Genomic DNA, 16463 nt, shown 5'->3' with positions numbered 1-16463 from the left:
TCAGGCCTTTACAGTGTGAGATTGATACGTTGTCAGTTGATTCGGGATGCCGCTGATCGAGCCGGCTCCCATGGTCAGCACGACGTCGCCGTCGCGCGCCACGCTCATGATGGTGTCGGCCATGTCCGTCATGGACTCGACGAAAATCGGTTCGATCTTGCCGCGCGCGCGCAGGGCATGCGCCAGTGCGCGGCCGTCGGCGGCGACGATAGGCGCTTCGCCCGCCGCATACACTTCGGACAGCAGCAGCACGTCGGGCGCACCGAGCACCTTGACGAAATCCTCGAACAGGTCGCGCGTGCGGCTGTAGCGGTGCGGCTGGAAAGCCAGCACCAGGCGGCGGCCCGGATAGGCGGCGCGCGCGGCGGCCAGGGTCACTTCCGTTTCCACCGGATGGTGGCCGAAATCGTCGACCAGCGCGAAGCTGCCGCCGTTCGGCAGCGCCACGTCGCCATAGCGGGTAAAGCGCCGGCCCACGCCGGAAAACTCGGCCAGGCCCTGCTGCGTGGCGCTGTCGGCGATGCCGATTTCGCGCGCGATGGCGATCGCCGAGCAGGCATTCTGCACATTGTGCATGCCGGGCTGGTTCAGCACCACGTCCAGGTCCGGATAACCTTCCTGCAGCACGGTGAAGTGCATTTCCAGGCCCACGGCGCGCGCGTTGATGGCGCGCACTTGCGCGTCTTCCGCGAAACCGTAGGTGGTGACGGGCTTGGTGACGGACGGGATGATGGCGCGCACGTGCGGATCGTCGATGCACAGCATGGCGCGGCCATAGAACGGCAAGCGGTGCGTGAACTGCACGAAGGCCTGCTTGAGCTTCTCGAAATCGTGCTCGTAGGTGTCCATGTGGTCGGCGTCGATATTCGTGATCACTTCGATCATCGGCGTCAGGTTCAGGAACGAGGCGTCCGATTCATCGGCTTCGGCCACCAGGTAATCGCCCGAGCCCAGCTTGGCGTTCGCGCCGGCGCTGGTCAGGCGGCCGCCGATGACGAAAGTCGGGTCGAGACCACCCTGTGCCAGCACGGAAGCGACCAGGCTGGTGGTGGTGGTTTTGCCGTGCGTGCCGGCGATGGCGATGCCGCGCTTCAGGCGCATCAACTCGCCCAGCATCACGGCGCGCGGCACCAGCGGAATCTTGCGCGCACGCGCTGCCGCCACTTCCGGATTGTCTTGCGGGACGGCGCCCGACGTCACTACCGCGTCGGCGTCGCCGATATTCTCGGCCGCGTGGCCGAGCATGACGGTCGCGCCCAGACTCGCCAGGCGCTGCGTCGCCGCATTGCTGCCCAGGTCGGAGCCCGACACCTTGTAACCGAGGTTGACCAGCACTTCGGCGATGCCGCTCATGCCGCTGCCGCCAATGCCGACAAAGTGGATATTGTTTACTTTATGCTTCACAGAGCTAACCTCATGCCAGTTTTTCCAATACGTGTGCGATCGCCTCATTGGCGTCGCGCTTGCCTGCTGCCAGTGCCGCCTGCGCCATCTGCTGGCAGCTGTCGCGCGTCAAGGACGCCAGCAGGGTGCTCAGCGACGCCGCACTCATTTCCGTCTGCGGCAGATGAATCGCCGCGCCTTGTTTTGCCATCCATTGCGCGTTGTCGCGCTGGTGGCTGGTGGTCGACGCCACCAGCGGCACGAGCACGCTGGCCACGCCGGCCGCCGTCAATTCCGACAGGGTGATCGCGCCCGCGCGGCAGATCACCAGGTCGGCCTCGGTATACGCCCTGGCCATGTCGTCGATGAAGTCGACCACGTTCGCTTGCACGCCCGCCTGCGCATACGCGGCATGCAGGGCGTCGATATTCTTCTTGCCCGACTGGTGCGTCACCAGCGGGCGTTCGCCCTGCGGCATCAGGGCCAGCGCGGCGGGCAGGCTGTCGTTCAGCGCTTTCGCGCCCAGGCTGCCGCCCACCACCAGGATGCGCAGCGGTCCGCTGCGGCCCGCGAAACGCGCGGCCGGCGGCGCCATGGCGAGGATCTCGGCGCGCACGGGATTGCCCGTGACGACGGCCTTGCCGGCGGCGCTGCCGAAATCGGCGGGAAAACCGAAGCACACCTGCTGCGCCAGCGGCACCAGGGTCTTGTTCGACAACAGCAGCGCCGCATCGGCATTGACCAGCACCAGCGGCACCCCCTTCAGGCGCGCCATCAGGCCGCCCGGCACGGTGACGTAGCCGCCCATGCCCATCACCACGTCCGGCTTGCGGCTGGCGATAAAGCGGCGGATGGCAAAGAAGCTGGCCAGCATCCTGAAGCCGCCTTTGACCGTGTGCGCCAAGCCCTTGCCGCGCATGCCGGAAAACGCGATGGCATCCATGGGAATGCCGCTCTTCGGCACCAGGTCCTGCTCCATGCCGTGGGTCGTGCCCAGCCAGCTCACTTCCCAGCCGCGCGCGCGCATCGTCTGCGCAATCGCCAGGCCGGGGAAGATATGGCCGCCGGTACCGGCCGCCATGATCATCAGTCTTTTCGTCGTTTTCAAATTCGTCACGTTGTTCATAGCCGGCCTCCGCGCATCAGGATCCGGTTTTCGTAATCGATGCGCAGCAGGATCGCCAGGCCGATACAGTTAATCAGTACGCCCGTGCCGCCATAACTCATCAAGGGCAAGGTCAGGCCCTTGGTCGGCAGCAGGCCCAGGTTCACGCCCATGTTGATGAAGGTCTGCACGCCGATCCAGATGGCGATGCCTTTCGCCGTCAGGCCGGCAAAGGTCTGGTCGATGGCGATCGCCTGGCGGCCGATGTCGAAGGCCCGCTTGATAATCCAATAGAACATGCCGATCACGACCAGCACGCCCACCAGGCCCAGTTCCTCGCCGATCACGGCCAGCAAAAAGTCCGTATGCGCTTCGGGAAGATAGTGCAGTTTTTCCACGCTGCCGCCCAGACCCACGCCAAACAGCTCGCCGCGCCCAAAGGCGATCAGCGAGTGCGTCAGCTGATAGGCCTTGTTCAGCGCATTGTCTTCCTGCCATGGATCGAGATACGCAAAAAACCGCTCGCGGCGGAATTTCGACAAGGCGATGATGGTAACGAAGATCGCCGTCAGCATGGCACCGATGCCGCCGAACCAGATGGCGTTGACGCCGCCCAAAAACAGGATGCCCATGGCGATGCAGACGATCACGCCGAAGGCGCCCAGGTCGGGCTCCATCAGCAGCAGCAGGCCGACGAAACTGACGGCCAGCGCCATCGGCATGAAACCCTTGGTCAGCTTGTGCATGTATTCCTGCTTGCGCACCGTGTAGTCGGCCGCGTACAGCACCATCACCACCTTCATCAGCTCGGACGGCTGCGGCCGCAAGCCCGGCAAATTCAGCCAGCGGCGGCCGCCGTTGACCGACACGCCCAGGCCCGGTATCAGCACCATCACCAGCAGCACCAGGGTGCCGATGAACAGCCACGGCGCCATTTTCTGCCAGGTGGCGATACGGATGCGGAACACCATCGCGCCGACGATAATCGACACGCCGATGAACAGGGCCTGGCGCACGACAAAATAATTGTTCGTGTAGGCGGCGAACTTGCGCGCATCCGACAGCGAAATCGATGCCGAATACACCATCACCATGCCCAGCAACATGAGCAGCAGGACGACCCACACCAGCGGCTGGTCGTACTCCATCATCTTCGACTGCCGCGCGCGACCATCCAGCGGCTTGGCAGCCGAGCCGGAACCGAAGCTGAAGGGCAGTTGGAAGGCCATCAGATATCCTGTCCGTTTTCCAGGGCGATGTCGCGCACGGCGTCGACAAACACCTGTGCGCGGTGCGCATAGTTCTTGAACATGTCCAGGCTGGCGCATGCGGGCGACAGCAGTACGGCATCGCCGGCCTGCGCCAGGCTGCTGGCGCGCTGGACGGCTTCAGGCAAGGTGGCGCAATCGACGATGTCCACGCCGGCCGGCTCCAGCGCCGCGCGCAAGGCAGGCGCATCGCGCCCGATCAGCACCACGGCGCGCACATAGCGCGACACGGGTTCGGCCAGCGGCGAGAAATCCTGCCCCTTGCCGTCGCCGCCGGCGATCAGCACCAGGCGCTGCTCGGCACCGCCAAAGGCCTTGCCCAGGCCGAACAGGGCCGCCACGGTGGCGCCCACGTTGGTACCCTTGCTATCGTCGTAGTATTCGACCTCGCCCACAGCCGTGATCAGTTCCACGCGGTGCGGCTCGCCCTGGTACTCGCGCAGGCCGTGCAGCAGCGGAGCGAATGGCAGGCCAATGGCCCGGCACAGGGCCAGCGCCGCCAGCGCATTCGAAGCATTGTGCTGGCCACGGATTTTCAGCGCATCAGCTGGCATCAGTTTCTTGGCCATCGTCGGCACCGGTTCCGGCGCCGGATCGTTCTTCCTGCGTTTTTTCTCGATCACCTCTTCGCTGGGAACGGCTTGCGCCAGCCAGAAAATGCCCCGTTCGTTGACCAGGCCGAAGCTGTCCACTTCCACCGGCTCGCCCGTGCCGAAGGTAATCGTCTCGGCCAGCGGATCGGCCATGTGCATCACGGCCGCATCGTCGCGGTTCAGGATGCGCACGGTCTGGTCGCCGAAGATGCGCGCCTTGTCCTTGGCATACGCGGCCATGTCGCCATGCCAGTCCAGGTGGTCCTGCGACAGATTCAGGACCGTGGCCGCATCGGCCTGCAGGCTGAACGTCGTGTGCAGCTGGAAGCTGGACAACTCGAGTATCCACGCCTGCGGCAAGGTGCTGGCGACGGGTTCCGCCACGTCAGCGTCCGCATCCACCGGCTGCGGCGCAGGCTCGGCATCGAGCACTTCGCGCAGCACGTCCAGTGCGGCCGGGCTGATATTGCCGGCCACGCGCGTGGCCAGGCCCGCGCGTTCGCACAACTGACCCACCAGGCTGGTGACGGTCGTCTTGCCATTCGTGCCCGTGATGGCGATGACTTTCGGCGCATAGCCGCGTTCCGCCTTGAGTGCCGCCAGGGCCTGCGCGAACAGTTCGATCTCGCCCCACACGGGGATATTTTTCTCGGCAGCGGCTGGAACAATCTGTGCCAGTTCGCGGTGCGGCGCCAGGCCGGGGCTGACGGCAACGAAATCAACGCCGTCAAGCAGGTCGGCCGTGAAGGCGCCGGCAATGAACTGCGCCTGCGGCACGGCGGCTTGCAGGGCAGCCAGGCGCTCCGGAGTTTCCCTGGTATCGGCCACGCGCACGGCAGCGCCGCTGCGGGCCAGCCACAGGGCCATGGCCAGGCCAGACTCCCCGAGGCCCAGTACCAGTGCGGTTTTATCCTGGTACATCATCAGCGCAGCTTCAAGGTGGTCAGGCCGAGCAGCACCAGCATCATGGTGATGATCCAGAAACGCACGACAACCTGCGTCTCCTTCCAGCCTTTTTGTTCAAAATGGTGGTGCAACGGCGCCATCAGGAAGACGCGGCGGCCAGCGCCATAGCGTTTCTTGGTGTATTTGAACCAGACAACCTGGATGATGACGGACAGCGTTTCGACGACGAAGATGCCGCCCATGATGAACAGGACGATTTCCTGGCGCACGATGACGGCGATGGTGCCCAGGGCGCCGCCCAATGCCAGCGCGCCCACGTCGCCCATGAAGACCTTCGCGGGATGGGTGTTATACCAGAGGAAAGCCAGGCCGGAACCGGCCAGCGCGCCGCAGAAGATCACCAGTTCGCCGGCGCCCGGAATGTGCGGGATGAACAGGTAGCGCGCATACGTGGCGTTGCCCGTCAGGTAGGCGAACAGGCCCAGGGCCGTACCCACCATCACGGTCGGCATGATGGCCAGGCCGTCGAGACCGTCCGTGAAGTTGACGGCGTTGCTGGTGCCGACGATGACGCAATAGGTCAGCGCGATGAAGCCCCACACGCCCAGCGGATAGCTGATGGTCTTGAAGAATGGGACGATCAGGTCAGCCTTGGGCGGCAGGTCCATGGCAAAGCCCGACTGCACCCAGGCGTAGATCAGGTTCCACACGTGGCCCGCATCCGGTTCCGAGACGGAGACGGAAAACGCCAGGTAGAACGCGGCAACGATGCCGATCAGCGATTGCCAGAAGTATTTTTCGCGCGAGCGCATGCCTTCCGGGTCCTGGTGCACCACCTTGCGGTAGTCGTCGGCCCAGCCGACGGCGCCAAAGCCCAGGGTGACGATCAGCACGGGCCAGATGAAGCGGTTCGACAGGTCGGCCCACAGCAAGGTGGAAATGCCGATGGCGATGAGGATCAGCACACCGCCCATGGTGGGCGTACCGTGTTTTTTCAGATGCGTTTGCGGGCCGTCCGTACGCACGGCCTGGCCGACCTTCATGCGCGTGAGCATGCGGATCACGGCGGGACCGGCGCACAGGCCGATCAAAATTGCCGTCAAGGTGGCGAAGACGGCGCGGAAAGTGATGAAGTTAAAGACCCGCAATGGGCCAATGTCGTCCTGGAAATAATGAGCGAGCCAGAGCAGCATGATTAGTGAGCTTCCTTGTTTTTGTTGTTTGAACCAATCAAATGCTGCACGGCCCGTTCCATCTTCATGAAGCGGGAGCCCTTGATTAATACTGTTGCATCCGAACGGCCGGACAGACGCGCATCGAGCGCCGCCAGCAAGCCGTCGAACTGTTCGAAATACTCCACGACCGTGCCTGATTCCTGGCTTGCGGCAGCCTGCGCCGGATTCACCAGATGGCGCGCCAGGCCGCCCGTCGCCAGCACGTGTTCGATGCCTTTGGCGGCGGCGTAGGCGCCGATCTCTTCGTGGAACTGCTGCCCCTGCGTGCCGACTTCGCCCATCTCGCCCAGCACCAGGATGCGCGGTGCCGCGGCCTGCGCCAGTACATCGATGGCAGCGCGCGCCGAATCCGGATTGGCGTTATACGTGTCATCGATGATGGTGGCGCCGTTGGCGGCACGTTTTTTCTGCAGGCGGCCGTTCACGGGCGCGAACGCCTCCAGGCCCTGCTTGATATGTTCGATGGCGATGCCTGCGCCAATGGCGCATGCCACCGCCGCCAGCGCATTGCGCACATTGTGCTCTCCCGCCGCCTGCAGACCCACGAAGAACTGGCGCAAGCCGCCGTCCTGCGCGCGCACGCTGACGAACATGTCGCTGCCAAAATCCTCGGCCGCGCGGTGCGTGCAGCTCACGTCGGCGTCCTTCGACAGGCCGAAAGTGATGACGGTGCGCGCGCCAGACAGTTCACGCCACAGCGCCGTGAATTCGTCGCCATGCGGGAAGACAGCCACGCCGTCGTCAACCAATGCCGCCAGCGCCGCGCCGTTTTCGCGCGCCACCGCTTCTACCGTATGCATGAATTCCTGGTGCTCGCGCTGCGCATTGTTGACCATCGCCAGGGTCGGCGCGGCAATCGCCGCCAGGCGCGCAATCTCGCCCGGATGGTTCATGCCCATCTCGATGACGGCCGCCTTGTGCTCTGTATTCAGGCGGAACAGCGTCAGGGGCACGCCGATCTCGTTATTCAGGTTGCCACGCGTGGCCAGCCGGCCCTCTTCGCCGAATGCCGCCGCCAGGATCGACGAAATCATCTCCTTGACGGTGGTCTTGCCATTGCTGCCGGTGACGCCAATGACGGGCAGGTCGAAGCGGCTGCGCCAGAAATTGGCGATGCGGCCCAGCGCGACCAGGGTATCGGGCACCACGATGGCCGCTACCTTGCCACTGTCCCAGCCTGCGGGCAGGCGCTCGACCACCACGGCGGCGACGCCACTGGCGGCCACCTGCTCAAGGAAGTCATGGGCGTCGAAACTCTCGCCGCGCAGGGCGACGAACAGCGAGCCGGCCTGGGCGCTGCGGCTGTCGGTGGAAACGCCGTCAAAAACGGCGTCGCCCACCAGCTGCGCGCCGTCCAGCGACGGCATCAGTTCTGCCAGGGTGGCGCGCATCAGTTCGTCCTCATCATGGTCAGGCGCGCGGACAGGGCCAGCTGCGCATGGTCGGCGTCGGAGAACGGCAGCTTCTTGCCCTTGATTTCCTGGTAAGGCTCATGGCCCTTGCCCGCCAACAGGATCACGTCCGGCTTGGCCGCGTGCTTGATGGCCGACAGGATGGCGGCGGCGCGGTCTTCGATGGCCTGCGGCTGCGGGCCGTCTGCACGCATGCCGGCGACGATCTGCGCGATGATGGCGTGCGGGTCTTCGCTGCGCGGATTGTCGCTGGTGACGAGCACGTGGTCGGCCAGCTGCGCGATGGCGCCCATCTGCGGACGCTTGCCCGGATCGCGGTCGCCGCCGCAGCCGAACACGCACCACAGCTGGCCGCCCCGCTCCTGCGCCACCTGCCGCAAGGCGAGCAGGGTTTTTTCCAGCGCGTCCGGCGTGTGCGCGTAATCGATGACGACCATCGGCGCTTCCTGGCCACCCACCTGCTGCATGCGGCCCGGGGCCGGCTGCAGCGACTCGATGCCGTCGATGGCCGCGCGCAGGCCGGTACCGTGCGCCAGCAAGGCGCCCAGCACGGCCAGCGCGTTGCTGATATTGAAGTGGCCCACCAGCTGCGTCTTGACGAGCGCCACGCCCAGCGCGCACTCCAGGTGGAAGTCGGTGCCGGCATTGCGGCTGCGGAACTGGCTGGCGCGCAGCATCAGCACGCCAGGCAGGTCGGGCAAGGCGGCAGCATCCTGCAGGGTATAGCCGATGACGGGATAGTCGCCGGTCAGCGTGCCGTCCACGTGCGCCGCAAGGCGCAGGCCCATGGGGTCGTCCAGGTTGATGACGGCCGTTTTCAGGCCGGGCCAGTCGAACAGCTTGACCTTCGCCGCCTCGTAGGCCGCCATGTCGCCGTGGTAATCGAGGTGGTCGCGCGTCAGATTGGTAAACATGGCGACGTCGAAGTGCATGCCGGCCGCCCGTTCCTGGTCCAGGCCGATGGACGACACCTCGATGGCGACGGCTTGCGCGCCTGCATCGCGCATGACGGCCAGCTTGCGCGCCAGCAGCACCGCATCGGGCGTGGTGTAGCCGGTCACGTCGAATTCGATCGCGCCGCGCGGTTTGCACAGGCCCACGCCCAAAGTCCCGATGACGGACGAGGTTTTACCGAGGCGCGCCAGCGCCTGCGCCAGCCACAGCGCGCACGAAGTCTTGCCATTCGTGCCCGTCACGCCGGCGCTGAACATGGCGCTGTCGGGCATGCCGTAGAAAGCATGCGCCACGGGACCGGCCAGGCGTTTCAGGTCGCTGACCAGCAGATGCGGCACGGTCCACGTCGCGTCCCATTCCACGGCGTCATGCACGATGGCGGCGGCGCCCTGCGCGATGGCGGCGGCGATGAAATCGGTGGCGCCCGCATAGGCGAAAAACACGTCGCCGCGCTGCACGCGGCGCGAATCGGACGTCAGCTGCCCGGAAGGGGCAGCCGTTTTGATCCACAAACTGATGTCTTGTATGGTCATGAGTGACTTCACATGGCCTCCGGGCCGGCATTGGCCGGGACCACGATTTCGGTAACGGAGGAATCGGGCGGTACGTTCATCGCGCGCAGCGCGTTGGTCGCAATCGCCGCGAAAGCGGGAGCGGCGACCTGGCCGCCGTAGTGGGCCGGGCCGGTCGGTTCATCGATCATCACGGCAATGATGAAGCGCGGCGCCGACATCGGCACCATGCCCACGAAAGAGCCGATGTATTTGCGCGGCATCGCGTAGCGGCCGTTTTCGACTTTATAGGCGGTGCCCGTCTTGCCGCCCACGCGGTAGCCGGCGACCTGGGCGCGCTTGGCCGAGCCTTTCGGGCCGGAGACCACCAGTTCCAGCATGGCGCGCATCTCGGCGGCCGTCTTCGGCTTGATCACCTGCTGGCCCACGGGCAGTTCATTGACCTTCTGGAACGACAAGGGAATCGTGTCGCCATCGCGCGCGAACATCATGTACGAGCGCGCCAGCTGGATCAGCGACACCGAAATGCCGTTACCGTAGCTCATGGTCGCCTGTTCCACCGGGCGCCACGATTTATACGGACGCACGCGGCCCGCCACGGCGCCGGGGAAGCCCCATTTCGGCTGCTGGCCAAAGCCCACCTTGGTAAACATTTCCCACATTTCCTGCGACGGCATCCCTAGCGCAATCTTCGAGGTGCCGATATTCGACGACATCTCGATGATTTCGGAGACATTGATCACGCCGTGCGGCTTGGTGTCGGTAATCGTGCGGTCCGCGATGGTATAGCGGCCCGGTCCCGTGTCGATCAGGGTGGTCGGCTTGACGCGGCCCGTATCGAGCGCCAGCGAGACCGTGATCGGTTTCAGGGTCGAACCGGGTTCAAACGTGTCGGTCATGACGCGGTTGCGCAGCTGCTGGCCCGTGAGCTTGCGGCGGTCATTCGGGTCGTAGCTGGGGTAGTTGGCCAGGGCCAGCACTTCGCCTGTGTGCACGTCGAGCACCACGGCGCCGCCGGCCTTGGCGTTGAATTTTTCCACCGCTTCCTTCAGCTGCGTGAAGGCGATGTATTGGATCTTGCTGTCGACGGACAGGGTCAGGTCCTTGCCGTCATGCGGTTCGTGGATGAAGCCGATGTCTTCGACGATGTGGCCCAGGCGGTCCTTGATCACGCGGCGGCTGCCGGTGGTGCCGACCAGGGTTTTCTGCTGCGCCAGCTCCATGCTTTCCTGGCCCACGTCTTCCACATTGGTAAAGCCCACCACGTGGGTCATCACTTCGCCCTGTGGATAAAAGCGCTTGTATTCCTTGCGCTCGTCGATGCCGTCGATGCCCAGCTTGGAAATCTTGTCGGCCACGTCCATCTCGACCTGGCGTTTCAGGTAAACGAAGCTGCGGTCCGAATCGAGCTTCTTGCGCAATTCGTTGACGTTCATTTCCAGCAGGCCGGCCAGCGCATTGATTTTTTCTGGCGACGCCTGCAGCACGTCATCGGGAATGGCCCAGATGGCTTTGACGGGGACGGACGACGCGAGCACCTGGCCGTTGCGGTCGGTGATCTTGCCGCGCGTGGCAGGCAGTTCCAGGGTACGCTCATAGCGCGCCTTGCCCTGCTTTTGCAAAAACTGCGTCGACACGCCCTGCAGCCACAGGGCGCGCGCGCCCAGGCCGGCGAACGCGAAGAACAGCAGGAACAGCACGACGCGCGAACGCCAGACGGGCAGACGCACTGCCAGTACGGGATTCTTCGAGAATGGCACGCCTTTCGACGCCGCCACCCGGCCGTTGCTGTTACCGCCCAACTTCATTATTCGCCCTCCGTCAGGTATTGCGTGCGTGCCGCCGTCAATGGCGTCATGCTCAGGTCGCGTCGTGCAATCGCTTCGATGCGTTCATGCTTGCCCAGGGTGGACTGGTCCAGCTGCAGTTGCGCCCAGTCGATGTCGAGCTGGCGCGACAGCGCTTGCGCGCGCTCCAGGTCGATCAGTAGGTGGCGCGACTGGTACTGCGCGTTCACCAGCGACAGGCCGCAGCACACCAGCAGGGCCGACAGCACGACACACAGCTTGCCAGTCATCGGGGACCGCCAGCTGGAATGGGCAAACGCTGGGCCACGCGCATCACGGCCGAACGCGCACGGGGATTGCCCTCGATTTCGGCGTCGGACGGCTTCATCTTCGAAATCAGCTTCATTTCCGGCTGCGGCAAGTCCACCGCGCGGATCGGCAGGCGGCGGTCCGGCTGCGCCACGTTCGCCTTCGAGGCGAAGAAGCGCTTGACCATGCGGTCTTCCAGCGAATGAAAACTGATCACGGCCATGCGCGCGCCGGGCGCCAGGCAGGCATATGCCTGGTTCAGACCGGTCTCGAGATCCTCGAGCTCTTTGTTAATGAAAATGCGTATGGCCTGAAAGGTGCGGGTAGCGGGGTCCTTACCCTTCTCGCGGGTCTTGACGGCGCCTGCCACGATGCCGGCAAGCTGTCGTGTGCTTGAAATTGGCTGGACTGCCCGGCCAGCAACAATCGCCTTTGCAATCTGAAAAGCAAACCGTTCTTCCCCATAATCGCGTATCACTTTCTCTAAATTCTGCTCGGTTTCCACTGCCAGCCACTCGGCCGCGGAAATGCCGCGCGTGGTATCCATGCGCATGTCCAGCGGTCCGTCGTTGCGGAAGCTGAAACCGCGCGCCGCGTCGTCGACCTGCGGCGACGAGATGCCCAGGTCGAGCAGGATGCCGTCCACCTGCTGCACGCCACGTTCGGCCAGGCTGGCCGTCATGGTGGCAAAGCTGTCATGGACAATCTGAAAACGGGGGTCGGCAATCTGTTCGGCCGTGGCGATGGCCTGCAAATCCTTGTCGAAGCCGATCAGGCGCGCGTCAAGCGCCAGGCGCGACAGGATCAAGCGGCTATGTCCGCCGCGGCCAAACGTGCCATCGACGTAAATGCCGTGCGCGCGGTCGCCCGACAGGTCGAGCGCATCGACCGCTTCATCGAGCAGCACCGTGCGATGCTGAAATTCCGGCACCGTGAGTTGTGTCATTACGGAGCCTTAGAAAGAAAAATTGGAAAGTACATCGGGGGTGCCGGCATCGATCGCCTGCTGTTCTTTGTCGGCCAGCTTGGCGGCATCCCATATTTCAAAATGGCTGCCCATGCCGATCATCATGACTTCGCGCGACAGCCCGACGGCGTTGCGCAACTCAGGAGAGATCAGCACGCGGCCGGCCGAGTCCAGCTCGACGTCGCAGGCGTTGCCGAGGAAGATGCGCTGCCAGGCGCGCGCCGACATGGGCCAGGCGGCGATTTGCTGGCGGTGGCTTTCCCACACGGGGCGGGGGAAAAACAGCAGGCAGCCATCAGGGTGTTTGGTCAGGGTCAAGCGGCCTTCGCATTGGATCGCCAGCGCGTCACGGTGCTTGGCAGGGATAGACATCCTGCCTTTGGCATCGAGATTGATTGCGGACGCGCCTTGAAACACGGAAGACCTTTTTGAGCTGGGGTTGCGATGCTTGCGCATCACGATGAAAAGGGAAAATTTCCCACAAAAACACACTTTTTCACACAGTTGCCCACTTTAGAGGAAGCAAAGATAGTGGTCAAGCGGTTTCCGATTGGTAAAACAGGAATTTTATTAATGAAATTAAGGACTTAGCGCATATCGTTGAAGGAGTCTCAAATAAAAATATATCGATAAATTAGATACTTATGAAAGATAGTGAATGTGCTACCTCATCTGCACACATGTGTTTTCCTACCGTAAACATCGAAAAAAACGAAATCGAAAAATTGAATTTTTTACAGTTAGTTGACACATGACAATACTTTCGTCATCCAGGCACAACAGCAATCAGCCCCATTGAAAGACTTGGTTTAAAGCAAAAAAAATCCACCCATGGCGCGCATCGGCGCTGTTTTCAGGGGCTGGACTGCCGCGAGAAAACTATTTTTGCAATGCAGCAATTAATTAGAAACAAGAAACTTTAAACAAATGCCCACTTTAGTTGTATATACAACTTTATCTTCATTGCTATATTTTTGGAAACAAAAAAAGCCCCTTTACGGGGGCTTTTTGGGGCGCGCAGCAGGCAAGGCGCCGCGGCCGAGATACTCCCCGGCAAGCCAGGAAGCAGGAATTCAAGTGAAGCAGGCCGGTAGGCCGGATTTTGTTACGGCGCCTTCCCTTGCAGGTCGGCACTATGACAGTCATTCCTCTAGGCGCCAGATTACTCGGGCGCTCAAGCTTTCTACCCGCACGCTCCGCGAGCAGCATCATCGCGTGCCTATTTGAAATTGCACCAGGTGGAGGTTACCGCGTTTCACCGTAACTTAATACGCTCGTCTCTGTGGCCCTATTCCTCGCCTTATACCTTGCGGCTTTCGACGGACGGCCGTTAACCGTCACCCCGCTCTATGGAGTCCGGACCTTCCTCCCGCCAGCGCATTGCTGCGCCGGCCAGCGACTGTCTGGCCTGCTTCACCCGCCATTGTACCGCGCCGCAGCATGTTTCTGCAAAAAGGCCTGTGCGGGAACGGCACCGCTCGCCGGGCCCCACGTCCGGCCATGGCCCGGGGGATTGTGTAATTCGGTGTCGCCATTTCAAAAGCCGGGCCAAATCGGCTCACATAGAATGGCGCAAGCTGCCTGCATCGCCAGTGCATGCGCTTCGCTTGCCCGATTTTTCTTTGCCACCCACTAGAATATAAAGAGCCGAACATGACGCAACAACCCCGTACCGGCGGCCAGATCCTGGTCGATGCCCTGCAGATCCACGGTGTCGACACCGCTTTTGGCGTGCCTGGCGAAAGCTACCTCGACGTGCTCGACGCCCTGCACGACTCGGGCATCCGCTTCATCATCAACCGCCAGGAAGGCGGCGCCGCCTTCATGGCCGAAGCCTACGGCAAGCTGACGGGCAAGCCGGGCATCTGTTTCGTCACGCGCGGTCCGGGCGCCACCAACGCCTCGATCGGCGTGCACACGGCATACCAGGACTCCACCCCGATGATCCTCTTCATCGGCCAGGTGGGCAACGATTTCGTCGACCGCGAAGCATTCCAGGAAATCGACTACCGCCGCATGTACGGCCAGATGGCCAAGTGGGTGGCGCAGATCGACCGCGCCGAGCGCATCCCCGAATACCTGGCGCGCGCCTTCCAAGTCGCCACCAGCGGGCGTCCCGGCCCCGTCGTGCTGGCCCTGCCGGAAGACATGCTCATTTCCATGGCGACTGTCGCCGACACGCGCGCCTACCAGGCCGTGCAGGCGGCGCCATCGGACGCCCAGTTGCAGCAGCTGCGCAGCATGCTGGCGACGGCAAAACAGCCGCTGGTGTTGCTCGGCGGCACTACCTGGACACCGCAAGCCTGCGCCGACCTGCAACAGTTTGCCGAAGCGAATCACCTGCCCGTCGCCTGCGCCTTCCGCTTCCAGGACTTGCTCGACAATGCACACCCGAACTACATCGGCGACGTCGGCATCGGCATCAACCCGAAACTGGCCGCGCGCGTGAAAAATGCCGACCTGGTCATCGCCATCGGCCCGCGCCTGGGCGAAATGACGACGGGCGGCTACACCCTGTTCGACTCGCCCGTGCCGCGCCAGCGCCTGGTGCACATCCATACGGATGCCGAGGAGCTGGGCAGCGTCTACCAGGCCGAGCTGATGATCAACAGCGGCATGCCGCAGGTCTGCGCCATGCTGGCCGCCATGGCTCCCGTCGATGCTTCCGCATGGAAACATACGCCGGCCGAAGCGAAGGCCGAGCTGGCCGCCTACCAGGAGCAGCCGCCCATCTTCCAGGATGGCCAGGCCCCGCTGGATCTGTGGCAAGTGACGCAGGACATCATGGCGCAGGCTCCCCTGGATACCATCCTGACGAACGGCGCCGGCAATTACGCCTCGTGGGCGCACCGTTTCTACCGCTACGGCGGCATGCGCACCCAGCTGGCGCCGACCAACGGCGCCATGGGCTATGGCGTGCCGTCGGGCGTGGCGGCGAAGATCGTGCATCCGGAACGCACCGTCATCACCTTTGCCGGCGATGGCGAATACATGATGAATGGCCAGGAACTGGCCACCGCCGTGCAATACCAGGCGGGCGTCGTCATCATCGTCTTCAACAACCAGATGTTCGGCACCATCCGCATGCACCAGGAACGCGACTATCCGGGCCGCGTCTCGGGCACGACCCTGCACAACCCGGATTTTGCGGCGCTGGCGCAGGCGTATGGCGCGCACGGCGAAGTGGTGAGTACGACGGAAGAGTTCGCCCCTGCCCTGCAGCGGGCGCTGGCGCACGCCAGGGCGCACAAGCTGCCGGCCTTGATCGAACTGCGCTATGACGGCAACCTGATCACGCCGAACGCGACGCTCGCCACCATTCGCGCGAATGCGGAAAAGGCGCAAGCGGCAAAATAAGCCACTTGCAAGGCTAAAAATGGCAAAGGCCCGGTCGATACCGGGCCTTTTTCATGCGTAAATCACAACAACTCAGGCGGCGGGCGCCTCGGCGCTGTCTTGCCCCGGCGCCTGCGCTGGCACTTCCGGCATCGGCGGGCATGGCGTGCAGTTTTTCAGCGGGCGGCCGAAATCGCGCACGCGGCTCAGTTTCATGGGCATGCGCACGTTGCCGCCGCAATAATCGCCTTCCAGGGTCAGGGTCTGCCCATCCTTGGAAAACTTGCCGACGATGGTGCGCTCCTCATTGTCGGCGCCGGCGATGGTGAAATCGAAGGCGCCGGTGGCGGCGTCCAGGTTGACGTCGTTGGCCACGATGGGCCAGCTCAGGGCGCCTGCCGTGAATTCATAGATGACGGAATCGGCCTCGGCGAAGCGGTGCAGGGTCACGCGCTGGCCGCCGATCTCGCCGCTGTCCTTCTGCAGGCACAGGTCCGAGTAGACGGCCACGCCGTAGCGCTCCAGTCCGGCAGGCTTCTTGCCCTTGGCAGCGACAGCGGCGCCCGTGGCGCCGGCGAGCAGCAGCGCGGCCAGCATGGCGGCCAGGCGCGGCGAGGTGTATGAATACATGGCATTCCTTTACTTTAGTAACGGCGCCATTATAACTGGCGCCGCCCATGCAAAAACGCGCCGCCA

The 16463-nt window shown here is 63.5% G+C and carries 13 protein-coding genes and 1 other RNA gene; 1 reads left to right on the top strand and 13 read right to left on the bottom strand.

Annotated features, from left to right (window positions below; all coding sequences use genetic code 11):
- From murC to rnpB, 12 genes are all read right to left on the bottom strand, one after another.
- A complete protein-coding gene (gene murC / locus BXA07_RS13520) occupies nucleotides 1–1404 on the bottom strand; it encodes a UDP-N-acetylmuramate--L-alanine ligase (protein WP_076568413.1) in 1404 nt (467 codons plus the stop codon).
- A gap of 10 nt (nucleotides 1405–1414) precedes the next feature.
- A complete protein-coding gene (gene murG / locus BXA07_RS13515) occupies nucleotides 1415–2509 on the bottom strand; it encodes an undecaprenyldiphospho-muramoylpentapeptide beta-N-acetylglucosaminyltransferase (RefSeq protein WP_076568412.1) in 1095 nt (364 codons plus the stop codon).
- Nucleotides 2506–3717, bottom strand: coding sequence for a putative lipid II flippase FtsW (gene ftsW / locus BXA07_RS13510; protein WP_076568411.1), 1212 nt, complete (start codon nucleotides 3715–3717; stop codon nucleotides 2506–2508). Before ftsW ends, murG begins: the two co-directional genes overlap by 4 nt.
- Nucleotides 3717–5273 (bottom strand): UDP-N-acetylmuramoyl-L-alanine--D-glutamate ligase, encoded by a 1557-nt coding sequence (gene murD / locus BXA07_RS13505; protein ID WP_076568410.1) that lies wholly within the window; start codon nucleotides 5271–5273, stop codon nucleotides 3717–3719. The genes ftsW and murD overlap by 1 nt, the downstream gene beginning before the upstream one ends.
- On the bottom strand, nucleotides 5273–6448 hold the full coding sequence (gene mraY / locus BXA07_RS13500; protein WP_034748886.1) for a phospho-N-acetylmuramoyl-pentapeptide-transferase: 1176 nt from the start codon (nucleotides 6446–6448) through the stop codon (nucleotides 5273–5275). Before mraY ends, murD begins: the two co-directional genes overlap by 1 nt.
- A 2-nt stretch (nucleotides 6449–6450) precedes the next feature.
- Complete coding sequence (gene murF / locus BXA07_RS13495; RefSeq protein ID WP_076568409.1) at nucleotides 6451–7881, bottom strand: UDP-N-acetylmuramoyl-tripeptide--D-alanyl-D-alanine ligase; 1431 nt, start codon at nucleotides 7879–7881, stop codon at nucleotides 6451–6453.
- The gene (locus BXA07_RS13490) at nucleotides 7881–9389 is read right to left on the bottom strand and encodes a UDP-N-acetylmuramoyl-L-alanyl-D-glutamate--2,6-diaminopimelate ligase (protein WP_076568408.1); all 1509 of its coding nucleotides are present in this window, start codon (nucleotides 9387–9389) and stop codon (nucleotides 7881–7883) included. Before BXA07_RS13490 ends, murF begins: the two co-directional genes overlap by 1 nt.
- Before the next feature lie 8 nt (nucleotides 9390–9397).
- On the bottom strand, nucleotides 9398–11176 hold the full coding sequence (locus tag BXA07_RS13485) for a peptidoglycan D,D-transpeptidase FtsI family protein (RefSeq protein WP_076568407.1): 1779 nt from the start codon (nucleotides 11174–11176) through the stop codon (nucleotides 9398–9400).
- Nucleotides 11176–11445 (bottom strand): cell division protein FtsL, encoded by a 270-nt coding sequence (gene ftsL, locus BXA07_RS13480; protein WP_010394930.1) that lies wholly within the window; start codon nucleotides 11443–11445, stop codon nucleotides 11176–11178. Before ftsL ends, BXA07_RS13485 begins: the two co-directional genes overlap by 1 nt.
- Nucleotides 11442–12410, bottom strand: a complete 969-nt coding sequence (gene rsmH / locus BXA07_RS13475) for a 16S rRNA (cytosine(1402)-N(4))-methyltransferase RsmH (protein WP_076568406.1) — start codon at nucleotides 12408–12410, stop codon at nucleotides 11442–11444. Before rsmH ends, ftsL begins: the two co-directional genes overlap by 4 nt.
- 9 nt (nucleotides 12411–12419) lie before the next feature.
- Nucleotides 12420–12848 carry a division/cell wall cluster transcriptional repressor MraZ gene (gene mraZ, locus BXA07_RS13470; protein ID WP_076568405.1) on the bottom strand — a complete coding sequence of 143 codons (429 nt, stop codon included), beginning with the start codon at nucleotides 12846–12848 and terminating at the stop codon, nucleotides 12420–12422.
- Nucleotides 12849–13506: 658 nt separating this feature from the next.
- Nucleotides 13507–13846: RNase P RNA component class A (rnpB, locus tag BXA07_RS13465), an RNA gene on the bottom strand.
- Nucleotides 13847–14084: 238 nt separating this feature from the next.
- Between rnpB and BXA07_RS13460 the strand changes: the two genes are divergently transcribed.
- On the top strand, nucleotides 14085–15788 hold the full coding sequence (locus BXA07_RS13460) for a thiamine pyrophosphate-binding protein (RefSeq protein WP_076568404.1): 1704 nt from the start codon (nucleotides 14085–14087) through the stop codon (nucleotides 15786–15788).
- Between the two features lie 72 nt (nucleotides 15789–15860).
- On the opposite strand, the gene BXA07_RS13455 is transcribed toward BXA07_RS13460, so the two are convergent.
- Entirely contained in the window at nucleotides 15861–16397 is a 537-nt protein-coding gene (locus BXA07_RS13455) for a hypothetical protein (protein WP_076568403.1), read from the bottom strand.
- Nucleotides 16398–16463 lie beyond the last annotated feature (66 nt).

Origin of the sequence: Janthinobacterium sp. TND4EL3 (genome assembly GCF_900156175.1) — a bacterium.
Taxonomy (GTDB): domain Bacteria; phylum Pseudomonadota; class Gammaproteobacteria; order Burkholderiales; family Burkholderiaceae_D; genus Janthinobacterium.
This window is presented reverse-complemented; position numbering and strand designations above follow the sequence as displayed.

Excerpts from the sequence above, each read along its gene's own strand:
- BXA07_RS13485 (WP_076568407.1), bottom strand. The coding sequence starts at position 11,176 with ATGAAGTTGGGCGGTAACAGCAACGGCCGGGTGGCGGCGTCGAAAGGC.
- ftsL (WP_010394930.1), bottom strand. The coding sequence starts at position 11,445 with ATGACTGGCAAGCTGTGTGTCGTGCTGTCGGCCCTGCTGGTGTGCTGC.
- ftsW (WP_076568411.1), bottom strand. The coding sequence starts at position 3,717 with ATGGCCTTCCAACTGCCCTTCAGCTTCGGTTCCGGCTCGGCTGCCAAG.
- mraY (WP_034748886.1), bottom strand. The coding sequence starts at position 6,448 with ATGCTGCTCTGGCTCGCTCATTATTTCCAGGACGACATTGGCCCATTG.
- rsmH (WP_076568406.1), bottom strand. The coding sequence starts at position 12,410 with ATGACACAACTCACGGTGCCGGAATTTCAGCATCGCACGGTGCTGCTC.
- murD (WP_076568410.1), bottom strand. The coding sequence starts at position 5,273 with ATGATGTACCAGGATAAAACCGCACTGGTACTGGGCCTCGGGGAGTCT.
- BXA07_RS13490 (WP_076568408.1), bottom strand. The coding sequence starts at position 9,389 with ATGACCATACAAGACATCAGTTTGTGGATCAAAACGGCTGCCCCTTCC.
- murG (WP_076568412.1), bottom strand. The coding sequence starts at position 2,509 with ATGAACAACGTGACGAATTTGAAAACGACGAAAAGACTGATGATCATG.
- BXA07_RS13460 (WP_076568404.1), top strand. The coding sequence starts at position 14,085 with ATGACGCAACAACCCCGTACCGGCGGCCAGATCCTGGTCGATGCCCTG.
- murF (WP_076568409.1), bottom strand. The coding sequence starts at position 7,881 with ATGCGCGCCACCCTGGCAGAACTGATGCCGTCGCTGGACGGCGCGCAG.
- BXA07_RS13455 (WP_076568403.1), bottom strand. The coding sequence starts at position 16,397 with ATGTATTCATACACCTCGCCGCGCCTGGCCGCCATGCTGGCCGCGCTG.